General features: G+C 71.5%; 15 protein-coding genes and 1 pseudogene. 7 read left to right on the forward strand and 9 right to left on the reverse strand.

What is annotated here, in order from left to right; translation table 11 throughout:
* Positions 1 to 54: 54 nt before the first annotated feature.
* Together BBH68_RS31885 and BBH68_RS31890 are read right to left on the reverse strand one after the other, a co-directional pair.
* Positions 55 to 846 (reverse strand): carbon-nitrogen hydrolase family protein, encoded by a 792-nt coding sequence (locus BBH68_RS31885; RefSeq protein WP_065967225.1) that lies wholly within the window; start codon positions 844 to 846, stop codon positions 55 to 57.
* 66 nt (positions 847 to 912) lie between these two features.
* Positions 913 to 2,277 carry an MFS transporter gene (locus BBH68_RS31890; protein ID WP_065967226.1) on the reverse strand — a complete coding sequence of 455 codons (1,365 nt, stop codon included), beginning with the start codon at positions 2,275 to 2,277 and terminating at the stop codon, positions 913 to 915.
* A 139-nt stretch (positions 2,278 to 2,416) separates the two neighbouring features.
* Here BBH68_RS31890 and BBH68_RS31895 point away from each other — a divergent pair, with 139 nt between their 5' ends.
* Positions 2,417 to 3,103, forward strand: a complete 687-nt coding sequence (locus tag BBH68_RS31895; RefSeq protein ID WP_065967227.1) for a DUF2848 domain-containing protein — start codon at positions 2,417 to 2,419, stop codon at positions 3,101 to 3,103.
* Between the two features lie 119 nt (positions 3,104 to 3,222).
* Here the strand turns inward: BBH68_RS31895 and BBH68_RS31900 are convergent, their stop codons facing one another.
* The gene (locus tag BBH68_RS31900; protein WP_065967228.1) at positions 3,223 to 4,113 is read right to left on the reverse strand and encodes a helix-turn-helix transcriptional regulator; all 891 of its coding nucleotides are present in this window, start codon (positions 4,111 to 4,113) and stop codon (positions 3,223 to 3,225) included.
* Between the two features lie 188 nt (positions 4,114 to 4,301).
* Between BBH68_RS31900 and BBH68_RS31905 the strand changes: the two genes are divergently transcribed.
* The 4 genes from BBH68_RS31905 to BBH68_RS31920 all read left to right on the forward strand — a co-directional run bounded on the left by BBH68_RS31905 (position 4,302) and on the right by BBH68_RS31920 (position 7,599).
* The gene (locus BBH68_RS31905) at positions 4,302 to 5,318 is read left to right on the forward strand and encodes a zinc-dependent alcohol dehydrogenase family protein (protein ID WP_065967230.1); all 1,017 of its coding nucleotides are present in this window, start codon (positions 4,302 to 4,304) and stop codon (positions 5,316 to 5,318) included.
* A 49-nt stretch (positions 5,319 to 5,367) separates the two neighbouring features.
* Entirely contained in the window at positions 5,368 to 5,781 is a 414-nt protein-coding gene (locus BBH68_RS31910; protein WP_065967232.1) for a (R)-mandelonitrile lyase, read from the forward strand.
* Between the two features lie 34 nt (positions 5,782 to 5,815).
* The gene (locus tag BBH68_RS31915; protein WP_211301862.1) at positions 5,816 to 7,087 is read left to right on the forward strand and encodes a multidrug effflux MFS transporter; all 1,272 of its coding nucleotides are present in this window, start codon (positions 5,816 to 5,818) and stop codon (positions 7,085 to 7,087) included.
* 134 nt (positions 7,088 to 7,221) lie between these two features.
* The gene (locus tag BBH68_RS31920) at positions 7,222 to 7,599 is read left to right on the forward strand and encodes a DUF2255 family protein (protein WP_065967238.1); all 378 of its coding nucleotides are present in this window, start codon (positions 7,222 to 7,224) and stop codon (positions 7,597 to 7,599) included.
* Positions 7,600 to 7,617: 18 nt separating this feature from the next.
* Here BBH68_RS31920 and BBH68_RS31925 read toward each other — a convergent pair whose 3' ends face one another.
* The 3 genes from BBH68_RS31925 to BBH68_RS31935 all read right to left on the reverse strand — a co-directional run bounded on the left by BBH68_RS31925 (position 7,618) and on the right by BBH68_RS31935 (position 10,315).
* Complete coding sequence (locus BBH68_RS31925) at positions 7,618 to 8,022, reverse strand: hypothetical protein (protein WP_065967240.1); 405 nt, start codon at positions 8,020 to 8,022, stop codon at positions 7,618 to 7,620.
* Between the two features lie 97 nt (positions 8,023 to 8,119).
* Positions 8,120 to 9,289 (reverse strand): ATP-grasp domain-containing protein, encoded by a 1,170-nt coding sequence (locus BBH68_RS31930; RefSeq protein WP_065967242.1) that lies wholly within the window; start codon positions 9,287 to 9,289, stop codon positions 8,120 to 8,122.
* Between the two features lie 141 nt (positions 9,290 to 9,430).
* Positions 9,431 to 10,315, reverse strand: coding sequence for an alpha/beta fold hydrolase (locus BBH68_RS31935; RefSeq protein WP_065967243.1), 885 nt, complete (start codon positions 10,313 to 10,315; stop codon positions 9,431 to 9,433).
* Positions 10,316 to 10,431: 116 nt separating this feature from the next.
* On the opposite strand from BBH68_RS31935, the gene BBH68_RS31940 reads away from it, so the two are divergent.
* Positions 10,432 to 10,845, forward strand: a complete 414-nt coding sequence (locus BBH68_RS31940; protein ID WP_065967245.1) for a winged helix-turn-helix transcriptional regulator — start codon at positions 10,432 to 10,434, stop codon at positions 10,843 to 10,845.
* A 31-nt stretch (positions 10,846 to 10,876) separates the two neighbouring features.
* Here BBH68_RS31940 and BBH68_RS31945 read toward each other — a convergent pair whose 3' ends face one another.
* A complete protein-coding gene (locus BBH68_RS31945; protein WP_065967247.1) occupies positions 10,877 to 12,175 on the reverse strand; it encodes an ABC transporter substrate-binding protein in 1,299 nt (432 codons plus the stop codon).
* Positions 12,176 to 12,281: 106 nt separating this feature from the next.
* Complete coding sequence (locus BBH68_RS31950) at positions 12,282 to 12,929, reverse strand: TetR/AcrR family transcriptional regulator (RefSeq protein WP_065967249.1); 648 nt, start codon at positions 12,927 to 12,929, stop codon at positions 12,282 to 12,284.
* A gap of 74 nt (positions 12,930 to 13,003) precedes the next feature.
* Between BBH68_RS31950 and BBH68_RS31955 the strand changes: the two genes are divergently transcribed.
* Positions 13,004 to 14,194: an FAD-dependent monooxygenase gene (locus BBH68_RS31955; protein WP_065967251.1), complete on the forward strand. Its 1,191-nt coding sequence runs from the start codon at positions 13,004 to 13,006 to the stop codon at positions 14,192 to 14,194.
* A 286-nt stretch (positions 14,195 to 14,480) separates the two neighbouring features.
* Here BBH68_RS31955 and BBH68_RS43610 read toward each other — a convergent pair.
* A pseudogene (locus BBH68_RS43610) lies at positions 14,481 to 14,576 on the reverse strand (aminoglycoside phosphotransferase); the annotation flags it as partial.
* Positions 14,577 to 14,620 lie beyond the last annotated feature (44 nt).

Below are 14,620 nucleotides of genomic sequence, written 5' to 3' on the forward strand. Positions count from 1 at the left end.
TGGAGACTCAAGGTGCTGCTCGAGGGTTAGCCCCGTCGATCACCGCCGGCCGGCTCACCGCCATACCTCCGGCCGCCGGTTGGCCAGCACGGAGGTCTTCTGCCGGACCGCGGCGACCTCGGCGATGTCCAGGTCCGCCACCAGCAGCTCGGGCTCCGCGCCCAGAGCGTGCCGGACCGTTCCGTCGGGTCCGACGACCCGGCTGTGCCCGATGCCCGTCGGCGCGGGGCCCGGCTCGGTGCCGGGATCGGCCTGGCCGACGGCGGCCAGCCACACGGTGGCGTCCAGGGCACGGGCCCGCACCAGCAGCTCCCATTGGTCGAGCTTGCCGGGCCCGGCGCCCCAGGAGGCGGCCAGCAGCGTGGCCACGGCTCCGGCGTCGGCGTGGGCCCGGAACAGCTCCGGGAAGCGCACGTCGTAGCAGGTGGCCAGGCCCAGCCTTACGCCGTCCACCTCGATCACCGTCGCGGCGGAGCCCGCGGCGACGGTGTCGGACTCGCGGTAGCCGAAGGCGTCGTAGAGGTGGATCTTGTCGTAGGACGCCTCGACCCCGGGCCCGGTGGCCAGCAGGGTGTTGGCCACCCGTCCCCCGTCGGCCGGAGTGAACATGCCGGCCACGACGACCGTGCCGGTGGCCCGGGCGATCCGCCGTACCCCGTCGGCCCACGGACCGTCCAGAGGCTCGGCGAGCGGTGCCAGGGGGGTGCCGAAGCAGGCCATCGACGCCTCGGGGAAGACGACGACGCGGGCTCCGGCGTCCGCGGCGCGCCGGGTCCACTCCTCGACGAGCCGGAGGTTCTTGTCGGGGTCGGGGCCGGTGGTGAGTTGGCTGAGGGCGATCCGCACGGTGCGGTTCCTCCTTCGCAGGACGGGATGGGGGATCGAGGGGGCGGGAGGGCGCCGGCTTCGTGGTCAGCCGACGCGGGTGGCGTCCGCCGTGGCCGGGGCCTCCGGCGAGGCGAGGCGGGTGTCCTCGTCGACGGCGGCTTCGGGGTCGCGTCCCAGGCAGACCCCGGCGAGGGAGACCGCCGAGGCGAGGGCGATGTACGTGGCCAGCGGCACCCAGCTGTCGTAGGCGCTCAACAGACTGGTGAACAGCAGCGGAGCGACGGCGCCACCGATGATCCCGGCCAGGGTGTAGGCCAGGGAGGAGCCGGTGTAGCGCAGTCGGGGCGAGAACTGCTCCGCGATGAAGGCGGCCTGCGGTCCGTACAGACAGCAGTGGATCACGAGGCCCACGACGACACCGGTGGCCAGCGGCAGCCAGGTGCCGCCGCCGATCATCGGAAAGAACACGAAGGGCCACACGCCGGCGGCCAGCGCGGCGCCGCCGTACAGCAGGCGGCGGTTGATCCGGTCGGAGAGGGCGCCGGCCAGCGGCATGAGGAAGACCTGGAGCGAGGAGCCGATGAGGACGGCCGCGAGGGCGGAGCCGCGCGACATGCCGAGTTCCTCGGTGGCGTACGTCAGGATGAACACGGTGAACATGGCGTACAGCACGTCGGGGCCGACGCGGCAGAGGATGGCGGCGAGCAGGGCGCGGGGTTGGGTGGTGAAGACCTCGCGGATCGGCGCCTCGGGCCGGGAGTGTTCGGCCTCCATCGCCTTGAACACCGGGGTCTCCTCGAGCTTCGCCCGGATCCACAGCCCGAACGCGACGAGAAGGCCGGAGAGCAAGAAGGCCACGCGCCAGCCCCACGACTCGAACTGCGCCTCGGTCAGCAGCGCGCCGAGGGCGGCCAGGACTCCGTTGGCCAGCAGATTGCCGGCGGGCGGGCCGACCTGCGCGGCGGAGGCGTAGAAGCCGCGGCGGCGTGGGTCCCCGAACTCGCTGGACAGCAGTACGGCGCCGCCCCACTCGCCGCCGACGCCGACGCCCTGAGCGAAGCGCAGCACGACCAGGGCGACGGGAGCGGCCACACCGGCCGTCGAGTACGCGGGCAGGACGCCGATCAGGAAGGTGGCCGCGCCGATGAGGACCAGCGTGGCGATCAGCACCTTCTTGCGGCCGATCACATCACCGAGGCGGCCGAAGACGAAGCCGCCCAGCGGGCGCGACACATAGCCGACCGCGTAGGTGGAGAACGCCAGGAGCGTGCCGGTGAGGGGGTCCTCCGAGGGGAAGAACAGGTCGCCGAAGACCAGGGCGGCCGCGGCGGAGTAGACGGCGAAGTCGTACCACTCCAGTGCCGTGCCGGTCAGGCTCGCGACGAAGGCCCGGCGGACGCCGGAGTGCCTGTCGGGCGCCTTCGCGCCGTCCGTTGGGGTGTCGTGCATGGTTCCCATCCTTGCTCGGGGGACATCGACCTTCCGGCATACTTCTTGTATACAGGTCGTATGCGCAAGTCCTGCGCGAGAACTTAACCGCGGAGAAATCCCACCCGCGGTCCATCACCCGATCTCTGGGAGTGTCCTCATGGCCGTGCTGACCTTCGAACTGCCCGACGGATCGACGCGCGAGGTCGACGTCGTCCAGGTCCTCAACGCCGGGTACGCCGGGCGCAGCCAGGAGGACGTCGCCGCGCACGTCGCGGAGCTCGCCGAGCTGGGGGTGCCCGGCCCGTCCGTGACGCCGGCCCTCTACCCGGTCTCCCCCTACCTCGCCCAGCAGACCGACCGGGTCCAGGTGCAGCACGGGCGCACCTCCGGGGAGGCGGAGTGGGCGCTGGTCGTGGCGGACGGCGGGGAGCTGCTGCTGACGGCCGCCTGCGACCACACCGACCGCGACCTCGAGGTGCACGGCGTGGCGTGGAGCAAGAACGCCGGCCCCGATGTCCTCGCACGCCGCGCCTGGCGCCTGGCCGACGTGGAGTCCCGCCTCGACGAGCTCACCCTGCGCGCCTGGGTCACCCATGGCGACACACGGACCGAGATCCAGAGCGGCACCCTCGCCGAGCTCCTCACCCCCGCCTACTGGGTCGACGTCCTGCGCTCACGCGGCACCCTCACGCCCGGCACCGTCCTGATCTCCGGCACCATCCCCATGACCCCCGGCGTCGACCAGTTCGCCGACGGCTGGAGCGTGGAACTGGGCGACCCCGCCACCGGGGACGCCATCCGCCTCGACTACGACGTCCAGCCCATGCCGGCGCCCATCGGCTGACGCGGGAAAACCGGCTGACGCGAGAAAAACGCGAGAAAAACTCGAGAAAAAAGGGGGCCCCGATGACCGGCATGACGGCCCGCCCGCTCCGTCCGCCGGCGTCGGGGGGCGCGGTGGTGTCAGACGGTGGGGTGCCGTGCCGTCGAGCCGGCGTCTTCGGTGGCGGCCAGGGAGGCGAGCAGCCGCAGTCCCTCTTCTGAGGAGGAGCCTGGTTCGGCGGTGTAGATGGTCATGCCGAGCCCGGGTTCGGCGGCCAGGTCCAGGGATTCGTAGGCGAGGGTGAGGTCGCCGACCGCGGGGTGGCGGAACCGCTTGGTGCCGGTGCCGTGGCGGCGGACGTCGTGGGCGCCCCAGCGGGTGCGGAAGTCCTTGCTGCGGGTGGACAGCTCCCCGATGAGGTCGTGCAGGTCCTTGTCGTGGGGGTCGCGGCCGGCTTCGCGGCGCAGGATGGCCACCGCCATGTCGGCGAACAGGTCCCAGTCGGGGTAGAACCGGCGGGAGGCCGGGTCGAGGAAGTTGAAGCGGGCCAGGTTCTTCTGGTTGACCACGTCGGCGAACAGGTCGGTGTAGAAGGCGCGGGCGAGGGGGTTGGCGGCCAGGATGTCCATCCGGCCGTTGCACACGACCGCGGGCCCCGCTGTGATCGCGTCGAGGGTCCATTGCAGGCTGCGGTGCGGGGTCCACTGCCGGGTGGTGGTGCGGCGACGGGGGCGGGTGAGGGCGTCGGAGCCGTCGGCGGCCTGGGCCAGGTGCAGGAGGTGGGCGCGTTCGGCGTCATCCAGCCGCAGGGCGCGGGCGACGGCTTCGAGGACGGCCGGGGAGGCCCCGGCGAGGTTGCCGCGTTCGAGTTTCGCGTAGTACTCGACGCTCATGTCGGCCAGCGCGGCGACCTCGCTCCTGCGCAGCCCGGGCACGCGGCGCCGGGAACCGGCGGGCAGGCCGGCCCGCTCCGGGGTGATCTTCGCTCGCCGCGAGGTGAGGAACTCGCGGACCTCCTCACGGTTGTCCATGCCTTCGACCGTACGGCCTGCCCGCCGCGGGAGGGATGTACTGCCAGTACACCTTTCGCTGGTATCTCGCTAGCCGTCGGGATGAGCGGTTACCTGGAGCAGAACCACCCCCCAGCAACCACCAGCAACCCTCAGCAACTCCCAGCAACTCCCAGCAACTCCCAGCAACGAACATAAGGACTTCCCCCATGCGCGGAGCAGTGATCCACGCCCCCGGCGATGTGCGCTTCGAGACCCTGGACGACCCGAGAATCCTGAAGCCGACGGACGCGATCATCCGCACGGCCGTCACCTGTGTGTGCGGCTCCGACCTGTGGCCCTGGCGCGGCCTGGACGCGACCGACGAGGCGCACCCCATGGGGCACGAGTACGTCGGCTTCGTCGAGGAGGTCGGGGCCGAGGTCACCGCGGTCAAGCCCGGCCAGTTCGTTGTCGGTTCGTTCGCGACCTCGGACAACACCTGCGCCAACTGCCGCAACGGATGGCAGTCCAACTGCCTCGACCGCGAGTTCATGAGCACCTGCCAGGCCGAGTACGTGCGTATCCCCCACGCTCAGGGCACTCTGGTCGCCACCGATGAGGTGCCGGGCGAGGAGTTCTGGCCCAGCCTGCTGGCCGTTTCCGATGTGATGGGCACCGGCTGGTACGCCGCCGACGCCGCCGAGGTGAGGCCCGGCTCCACCGCCGTGGTGGTCGGTGACGGCGCGGTCGGCCTGTGCGCGGTGATCGCCGCGAAGGAGATGGGCGCGGAGCGGATCATCGCGATGAGCCGTCATGAGCCCCGTCAGAAGCTCGCCCGGGAGTTCGGCGCCACCCACATCGTCACCGAGCGCGGCGACGAGGGCGTCGCCCGGATCAAGGAGCTCACCGACGGCATCGGCGCCGACTCGGTCCTGGAGTGCGTCGGCACCGCCCAGGCCATGCGGCAAGCCCTGCACTCCGCGCGTCCCGGTGGCAGCGTCGGCTTCGTCGGCGTCCCCCACGACGTGGCCGTCGACGGCCAGGAGCTGTTCTTCTCCCACGTCGGCCTGCGCGGCGGTCCCGCCCCCGTACGCCGCTACCTGCCCGACCTGATCGAGCGCGTCCTGAGCGGCCACATCGACCCGGGCAAGGTCTTCGACCTCACCCTGCCGCTGGAGCAGGTCGCCGAGGGTTACCGGGCCATGGACGAGCGCCGCGCCATCAAGGCGCTCCTCAAGCCCTGACCCCGCGCCGCGGCTCCGCGGCATGAGGCTCACAGAGAAGGACACGACCTTGCAGATCACCCGAAGCTCCCTCGACACCTTCAAGGGTCCCGACGACTGGTTCACCGGTGACGTCTACATCGACGCCGTGGCCGCCGCACCCTCCCCGTCCCGGGTCAGCGCCGCCCTGGTGCACTTCATGCCCGGCGCGCGCACCCACTGGCACCGCCACCCGCTGGGCCAGACCGTCTTCGTCACCGAGGGGGTCGGCCTGTGCCAGCGCCGGGGCGGGCCGGTCGAGGTCATCCGGCCCGGCGACCGCGTCCTGTTCGAGGCCGACGAGGAGCACTGGCACGGCGCCGCGCCGAACCGGCTGATGGTCCACCTGGCCATCAACGAGGGCGACGCGGACCACGACGTCGTGCACTGGCTGGCCCCCGTCACCGACGAGGAGTACGCCGCCGCTCCCGGACACCGCCACTGAACCCGTTTTCCCTCCGCTGTTCGATAGGAGCTGTGTGAGCACCCCCGTGATCCCGAGCGCGCCGCGTGAACGGGCGGTCGGCCGTGCCCTGGCCGTCGTTCTCGCGCTGCTGACCGTCTTCGGGCCGATCTCGATGGACCTCTACCTGCCGGTGCTGCCCGCACTGACCCGTGAGCTGAACGCGTCGACCTCCGCCGCGCAGCTGACGGTCACCGCGTGTCTGCTCGGCCTGGCGTTCGGGCAAGTGGTCGCCGGACCGCTGTCGGACCGGTTCGGCCGGCGCCGTCCCCTGCTGGTCGGGGCCGTCGCCTACATCGCCACCTCGGCGCTCTGTGCGCTCAGCCCGAGCGTCGAGTCGCTGGTCGCCGCCCGCTTCGTGCAGGGTCTGGCCGGAGCGGTGGGCATCGTGATCGCCCAGGCCGCCGGGCGCGACCTGTACTCCGGCGGCAAGCTGGTGCGTTACTACGGCCGCCTCACCGTCATCGGCGGACTGGCCGCGATCATCGGACCGGTCGCGGGCGGGCAGCTCGCCGCCTTCACCGACTGGCGTGGGATCTTTCTCTTCCTCGCCCTGCTCGGCGCGGTCATCCTGCTGGCATGTCTCACCGTCTTCCGTGAGACCCTGCCGCCGCGGGAGTGCACCGGCGGCGGGCTGTGCCGGAGCGGGCGCGACTTCCGCCGGCTGCTGTCCGACCGGCTCTTCCTCGGCGCCGTCCTGATCACCGGTTTCGTCAACGCGGCCCTGTTCGCCTACCTCAGCGGCGCCACCTATGTCCTCCAGGGCGTCTACGGGCTCTCCCCGCAGGGCTACTCCTTCGCGTTCGGACTGAACTCCGCCGGATTCATGGTGTTCGGCTTCGTCGCGGGACGGCTGTCGGAACGGTGGTCCGAGAAGGGCACCCTCGTCGTCGGTCTGGCCATGACCCTGCTCGGCGCGGCCGGGCTGCTCGTCACCGCGGCGCTGCGGCTGCCGCTGGCCGCGATGGTGCTGTCCCTGCTCACCATGGTCAGCGGCGTGGCCGCCACCACCCCGCCGTCCACCTCGCTCGCCTTGGCCCACTACCCCGGCATCGCGGGCACCGCCTCCTCGCTGCTCGGCATGGCGCGCTTCGCGTTCGGCGGGCTGGCCGCCCCGCTCGTCGGCCTCGGCGGCGCCGGCACCGCCGTCCCGCTCGGGCTGGTCACCCTCGTCTGCGCCGCGCTCGCGGTGATCGCCTACGCCTTCGCGGTCCGCCCCCGTGCCCGGACCGCGGAGGTCGTCGTCGCCGACGGGAAACCGGTCGACCGGGTGACGGCCGCCTCCTGACCGGCCGCCGCTCCGCGGGACGGGTGGCAAGCTGGACGACATCCGGCCCGGCCCCGGCGGCGAAGCCCCCGAGGCATACGCCTGGTAACACATTCCCCCTCCAAAGAGCCTCGCACCGTGAAGGAGAACGGCCCGTGACCACCTGGACCCCCGAGACGCTTCAGCGGATCGCCGACGCCGACGAACTGCACATCGCGCCCCGCCGCGCCGACGGAACGCTGCGCACGCCGACCACCATCTGGGTCGTGCGCGAGGGTGACGACCTGTACGTCCGCTCCTGGCGCGGCGCGGCCGGCACGTGGTGGAACACCGCCCGCGCCGGCCGAACCGGGCACATCAGCGCCGGCGGTGTCGAGACCGACGTCACCTTCACCCCGGTCGGCGACCCGGCGGTCAACGACCGCGTGGACGGCGCCTACCGGGCCAAGTACGGCCGCTACAGCGGCTACGTCGAGCCCATGGTCGCCGAGCCGGCCCGCGCCACCACGCTCCGCCTGAGCCCCCAGCCCTGAACCCACCGCCCGGCTTCGCTATCGGCGCCGCACCACCGACCACCAGCAGGAGACGGAGAGGATCAGCAGCAGCCCCTCCACAGCGAGGCTGAGCAGCCCCAGGGGCTCGGTCCAGTTGCCGATGTCGCTGCTGTAGTCGGGGAGGCCCGGCCCGCGCGAGAGCACATATCCCGCGATGGGGCCCGCGGCGACGCCCATCACGAGGAACCACCCCGGCCTGACGGCACGCGCCAGCACGAGGACCGCGGCCAGCACACCGGCCGCCTCCAGCGCGTAGAAGAGGAACGCCACGTAGCGCGGGGCCTTGGACCCGGGAAACCCGCCCTGATCGACCACATGGACGACGGCCACCGCCAGACACAGCAGCGCGCCCACCAGCCTGGCGGGCCGGGCACAACCGAGCGGGCGGGCGCTGTTCCGCATCGTGATGTCCTTCGCGTCAGCGGCGGGGAGGGTGGTATCGGTACCCGCGGGGGGCGCGCGTATCACCGACCGCGGCCGCTGTGACCCGGATGGCGCGTCAGTTGGGTCCGAACTCGTTGAATCGCACGATCTCCTCGATCGTTTTCCGCAGTTTCAGCTCGTCCGGGTCGGAGACGATTGCCTGGCCGACGCGGCCGTACGGCCCGATCGGCGCATCGGGCGATGAATCGTAGTCGATCAGATCGAAAGTGAAGTTGCGTTCGAAGTCCTTTTGGGTCAGCTTGCCGTCGCTGGACGGGCGCAGCAGAATGCATCCGTGAAAGCGATCCGGCGTCCTTTGGTTACTCAGGGCTTTGGACGCTCCCTCTCCGAGCGCGAGGCTGATTTCGACGTCGAAGAGGTCGACGCCGTATGTCAGCTCGTTGATCTGAGGGGCCAGGCCGCCTGGGATGCGGATGGCGCACTCGCCGAAAGTCAGCCCCGCCTCCGCCTGGAAGATCTCCAGGTGGAATACGCAATCGGGTGCGTCCAGGCCGGCGAGTGCCTGCGTGGCGATCGCCTCCGACTCATCGAACAGTGTTGAATGCCGCCTTCGGTCGAGCAGATAGGCGGCCATGATGCCGCCCTGCGCGGCCCTCAGCGGTGATACGTGGTAGCTGCTCATGGACGACCACCGGAGGCCGCCGTCCTCCCAGACCCCGTCGACATAAACCTCCGGGGCGTCGATGAAGGACTCGGCGACGATCTGGACGTCCGATCGGCCCGGGAACGGCTCCAGGGCTCGCGCATACTCTTCCGGGGAACGGACGATGCTCGTACGGAGCGAGCCGGCTCCGGTCGCCGGTTTGACCACGAAGACGTCCCCCAGGTCGTCGGCGAGTTCCGCGAACGACGTGTCCTGTGACACGTACCGGCAGCGAGCCCGCCTGATATGGGACGGCAGCCTGCTCTTCTGAAGGTACTTGTCCCGGAAATACAGGGCCGTCTTGGAGTCCGTGTTCCCGGGCAGGTTCAGCTGTTGCCGCAAATAGGTTGCCCCGAAGACGCCCATCTCATGGACGCTCAGCGCCCCCGCCACGTCGTCGATACGCGCGGAGAGTACCGCCCGCAGCACTTCCTGGACATCCTCGATATCGGCGACACGACTGAATCTCGTGCCATTCGGGGGGATTGCCGGCGCCTGCGCGATGTAGTAGGGATCCAGTCCTCGGCGCCGCAGTGCCTGATCGAGATCGCCTCTGTATCCGATAACAATCATCGTCGGCATTCTTGCCTCCCCGGATTACGGCCGGCCAAGACTTCGAAGAAGTCTGCATCATTTCACAGGGGTGCGGAGATGTGATCCTTTGCGGGATGGGGTGTGGCGCACGTCACAATGCGGCTCATGGGAGGAATGGAATAGCTCGCGTCATTCCCGCCCGTCGGGTCGGGTCCCGAATGACCCCGCCGCTCTCGCCTCCTCACCGGCCAGGAACGGACGCAACAGCGCGAGCAGGGCGCGGGGCCGGTGCAGGGGGATGATGTGGCCGCAGTTTTCGATGACGTGTCCGGTGAGATTGTCGGTGAACGGGCGGAGTTGGTGTTCCAGGGCGGCACCCACCGGCTGGGCGCCCAGCGCCATCGTCGGCACCGTCAGGCGGGCGGTGGCGACCGCCTGCTCGATCTGCACCGCGCTCTCGGGCAGGGCCCGGTAGTACGAGAACGCGCGGCTCAACGCCTGACGGCCGGTGTACGCGCGGACGAAGGCGTCCCGGAGGGCGGGGCGCACGCCGTCGCCGAGCGTGCCGGCGCGCAGAAACCAGTCGACGTAAGCGGCCTCGTTGCCCTCCAGAACGGTCTCGGCGAGGCCGGGCGCGGCGGCGTGGAAGCCGAACCACCACGGCGGCCCGCCGGCGAGGAAGTCCTCGGCGCCGGGCAGCCTGCCCAGCAGGGACTCCATGACGACCAGGCGCCGGACGAGGCCGGGGCGGCGCAGGGCGAGGAGGAAGGCCGGCGCGGTGCCCGCGTCGATGCCCACCACGGCGGCCGAGGACACCCCGAGCGCGGTCAGAAGCGCCTCGGCGTCCTCGGCCAGGGTGCCCGCGTCGTACCCGGAGGCGGCACGGCTGCTCGCGCCGAACCCGCGCAGGTCGGGCGCGATGAGGCGGTAGTGGTCGGACAGCTCGGCCATGACGTCCGTCCACAGCTCCCAGGTGTGCGGGAAGCCATGCAGCAGCAGGACGGCCGGGCCCGATCCGGCGAGGGCGACGTTCAGTTCGACACCGTTGACGGGGACGCGTCGCAGCTCGGGCATGGGGGGCTCCCTGATGTGTGGTGAAGGGGGGTGGTGAAGATTGGTGACAAGGTCACGTTAGGGAACTAACCTGGCCCGCCCAAGACGGCACTTTCCCTTCAGGTGGTGAGCCCCAGGTGACCACGTCGAGCCCCGGCGGACCCGACCAGCGGCCCGGTGACCGCGGTGACCTGCTGGATCCGCGCTGCCCGACCCGCCAGTTACTCGACCGCATCGGCACCAAGTGGACGTCGATGGCGGTCAAGGTGCTGGCCGAGGAGGCTCCGGGCGAGCTCCGCTTCGCGGAACTGCGGCGGCGCATCCCGGGCATCTCACAGAAGATGCTGTCCACCACCCTGCAGAGCATGGCCCGCGACGGCCTGGTCGCACGCCGCGTGGAACCCACCGTGCCGCCCGCCGTCCACTACCGGCTCACCGAGCTCGGCCTGTCCCTCGAAAGGCCGCTCTCCGCCCTGCGGGTCTGGGCCGAGACGCACATGCCGGAGATCGACCGCAACAACCAGCTCGCCGACGAGTCGCCCCCCGCCTAGGCCGTGCATCGAACGCGCAGGTCACAGCGGCTTATCGAGGCGAACCCAGGTCCTGCCGCAAGTCCTGTTGCAGGTCCTTCAGCGCCTGCTTGCCGCTCTTGTCGCCGGTCAGGGCGGCGTACACCTGCTGCTGGACGGAGGAGGTCACATCGCCGTACCGCACGACCCGCGGACGCGGCACGGCAGTCTCGATGGACTGCTTCAGGACGGGCAGGTACGGATACCGCTTGGTCAGCGACGCGTCGTCGTACAGCGCCGCGTAGGGCGGGGCGAAGGCGGCGTCCTTGAGGAACGTCCTCGCGCTTTCCTGGCTGGTGAGGAACTTGATCAAGTCCACCGCCGTGGCCTTGTTCCTGGCGTAGGAGCAAAGGGCCAGGTTGTGCCCGCCCAGGCTGGAGGAGCCGGGTCCGTTCAGACCGGGCAGCGGCGCGACCGCGAACTTCCCCGCCACCTTGCTCTTCCGCGCCATGGAGTACACATACGGCCAGTTGCGCAGGAAGATCAGCTTCCCGGACTCGAACGCCCGCCGGCCGTCCTCCTCCTGGTAGGTGAGGGCCTCGTGGGGAATCGTGCCGTCCTTGAAGGATCGGACCAGGAAGTCCAGGCCCTTCCTGGCCTCAGGGGTGTCGAGGTGCGGCCTGCCGTCGGCGTCGGTCACGACCCCGCCGGCCGACTGCACGGCCTCGGAGAAGTTGACCGTAAGGCCCTCGTACTTCCGGAACTGCCCTGCGTAGCAGGACATGTCCTCGGCCTCGGGCATCTTCTTCACCCGGGCGCAGTCCGCCTTCATCCGTGACCAGGTCGTCGGGGGCTTGGCGATGCCGGCCTTCTTCAGCAGATCGGCGCGGTAGTACAGCAGGCCGCCGTCCGAACTGAACGGCACGGCGTACAGGCCGCCGCGATACTCGCCCGTCTCCACTACCGGCTTCTCCATCTCGTGCAGGGGGAATTGCTTCCCGGGCAGCTTGTCGATCCACCGATGGGCCGCGAACTCCGATGTCCACACGACGTCGAGGGAGAGCACCGTGTAGGCGTCGGATTTCGTCTCCGCGTTATGGGTCATCTGCTGACGCTGCGAGTCGGCGTCCGTCGGCAGCTGGAGGAAGGTGGCCTTCTCCTCGCGGTGCAGCCTGTTCCAGCGATCGAGCGCCGCTTGGATCGCGCCCGTCGTGTCCTTGCCGCCCACGAACGCGATGGGGCCCCGGCCTTCGAACGACGCGTCCCCCGTCCGCTCCCCGGAGCCGCTGCCGCCCGACGAGCCGCAGGCGGTCATGGCGAGCCCGAGGGCGAGGGCCCCGGCCGAGCACCGCAGGGCTGTGGTGGTGACCATGAAACTCCTCCGTCTTCCTCAGCACGACACCTGGGGCGGCACCGGGGGCCCGACCGTAGTACAGAGGGGTCCGCCGCGGATGTGGGCGCGCCAGGAGCCGGCGTCGTCAGGCCGAGGTGCCGACCATGCCGCGCAGCAGTTCCGCGAACCCCTTGCGCAGCGCCGCGCGGCCGGGCACGGCGGCATGGTCCACCCCGGCGGCACAGAGGAACATCAGCCCCTCGCACCACGCGGCGAGCGACTGGGCATGGCGTCGCGGTTCGGCGGATCCCAGGGCCGTCAGCAGCGACTCCAGCGGCTCCCGGAAGCCGCGTCCGGCCGTGTCGTAGAACTCCCGCAGCTCGGGTCGGCGGGTCGCCTCCAGGGCCAGTTCGTAACGGGCGATCAGCAGGGCGCGCTGACCGGTCAGGGCGCGGTGCAGGGCGAGGGCGAGGGCGTCGGCCACCGCGTCGAGCGCGTCGCCGTTCCGGCCGTCGGCGGTGTCGAGGGGGCTGCCGCCCGGGTGCGGCATCTCGCCGGGTGTGAGTACCCGCGCCTCCCGCTCGGCCAGCCGTCGGACGGCCGCCGCGAGGAGGGCGGCGCGGGTGCGGGCGTGGTTGGAGGTCGAGCCCTGCGGCAGCCCGGCCGCCTCGTCCACCGCGCGATGGGTCAGGCCCCGCATGCCGCGCTCGGCCAGCAGCGCGAGGGCGGTGTCGGCGATGAGCTCGGCGCGGGATCCGCCGGCCCGGGCGGCGGGGGTCTGATCAGCGGTCATGGCCCCCAACCTATCTCCCCGACTACAGGTGTAGTAGCTTGGCGGTTACTACACCTGTAGTGTCGGGAGGAATCATGAAGCAACCCCGTGCCGTCGTCATGGGCGCCGGAGTCGGCGGACTCACCGCCGCCGCGGCCCTGCACCGCAGCGGCTGGGCCGTCACCGTCCTGGAACGCGCCGCCACCCTGGAACCCGTCGGCGCCGCGATCTCGCTCGCCCCCAACGGCCAACGCGCCCTCGATGTGATCGGGCTCGGCGACGACATACGCGCCCTGGCCGCCTGGCGGGGCGACGGCGAGCTGCGCACCCCCGGCGGGCGCCGGCTCGCCCGGATGGACGGCGCGGCGGCGAACGGGCGGTTCGGCGGACCGACCGTCCTCCTCCACCGCGCGACCCTCGTGGACCTGCTCGCCTCCCGGCTGCCCGGGGACCTCGTACGCACCGGGGCCGCCGCCGAACTGGCCGACCCCGGGGCCGCCGACCGCCCCGCGCGCGTGACCGTGGCGAACGAGGAGCTCGAGGCCGAACTCGTGGTCGCCGCCGACGGCATCCACTCGGCGGCCCGCGGCGTCCTCTTCCCCGGCCGGCCCGGGCCCCGCTACGCCGGATTCACCACCTGGCGCATCGTCGCCCCCGCCCCCGCGCGGCCCTTCACGCCGCACGAGACCTGGGGGCGGGGACGGCTCTGGGGCACGCAGCCGCTCCTGGACGGCCGCGTCTACGCCTACGCGGCGGCCTTCACCCCGGAGGGCGGACGCGCGCCCGACGACGAGAGGGCCGAACTGCTCCGGCTCTTCGGCGACTGGCACCGGCCGATCCCCGATCTCCTCGCGGCCCTCGAACCGGGCGATGTGCTGCGCCACGACATCCGCCACCAGACCGAACCGCTGCCCGCCTACCACCGGGGCCGCACCGTCCTCCTCGGCGACGCGGCCCATGCGATGGCCCCGACCCTGGGGCAGGGCGGCAACCAGGCCATCGAGGACGCCGTCGTCCTCGCCCACCACGTGGCCGCCGGCGACGCCGCTGCCAACACCTCCGATCTGCCGGGCGCGCTGGCCGCGTACACCCGCGACCGGCTGCCCCGCACGATGGACATCGTGCGCCGCTCGGCGCTCAGCAGCCGCATGCCGGCCCTGTCCAGCGCCCCCGCGGTCGCCCTGCGCGACGCCGTGGTGGCCGCGGTCAGCCGGCTGGTCCCCGGCCTGCTGCTGCGGGGCTTCGACGGCATAGCCGACTGGCGCCCGCCGGGCCCGCGGCAGTGACGGGCCCGGCAGGGTCCGGGCGGACCTGACCGCTCCTCGCGAGCGGCGGCGCAGGGTCGAGCGGATCGATGACCGATCTACTGCGATCGCAGTAGGCGAAAGTGTCTGCGCCCGGCCAACGACGACGGACCAGGGGAAATGCGAGCGTGAGGGTGGGCCGGGACCGCCTGCCCACCCTCGTGTGGCGTACTGCTGGAAAGGCTCGTCGTGATGTCCCCCCTCGCCCGCTGGTGCCACCGACACCGGCTCGCCGTCGTCCTGCTCTCGGTGGGCCTCTCGCTCGCCCTGGGCGCGGGAGGCGCTGCGGGACGGGGATCCGCAGCGGAAGGTGCGGGGCGAGGGTGGGGAGCCACGCGTGTTCCTTGCGCGGCAAGGAGTCCGCGGGGCGTGGGGGAACGGCCCGGCGGCGGCCCGTTGCCCGATAGG

Source organism: Streptomyces sparsogenes, from assembly GCF_001704635.1.
GTDB classification, from domain to species: Bacteria; Actinomycetota; Actinomycetes; order Streptomycetales; family Streptomycetaceae; genus Streptomyces; species Streptomyces sparsogenes.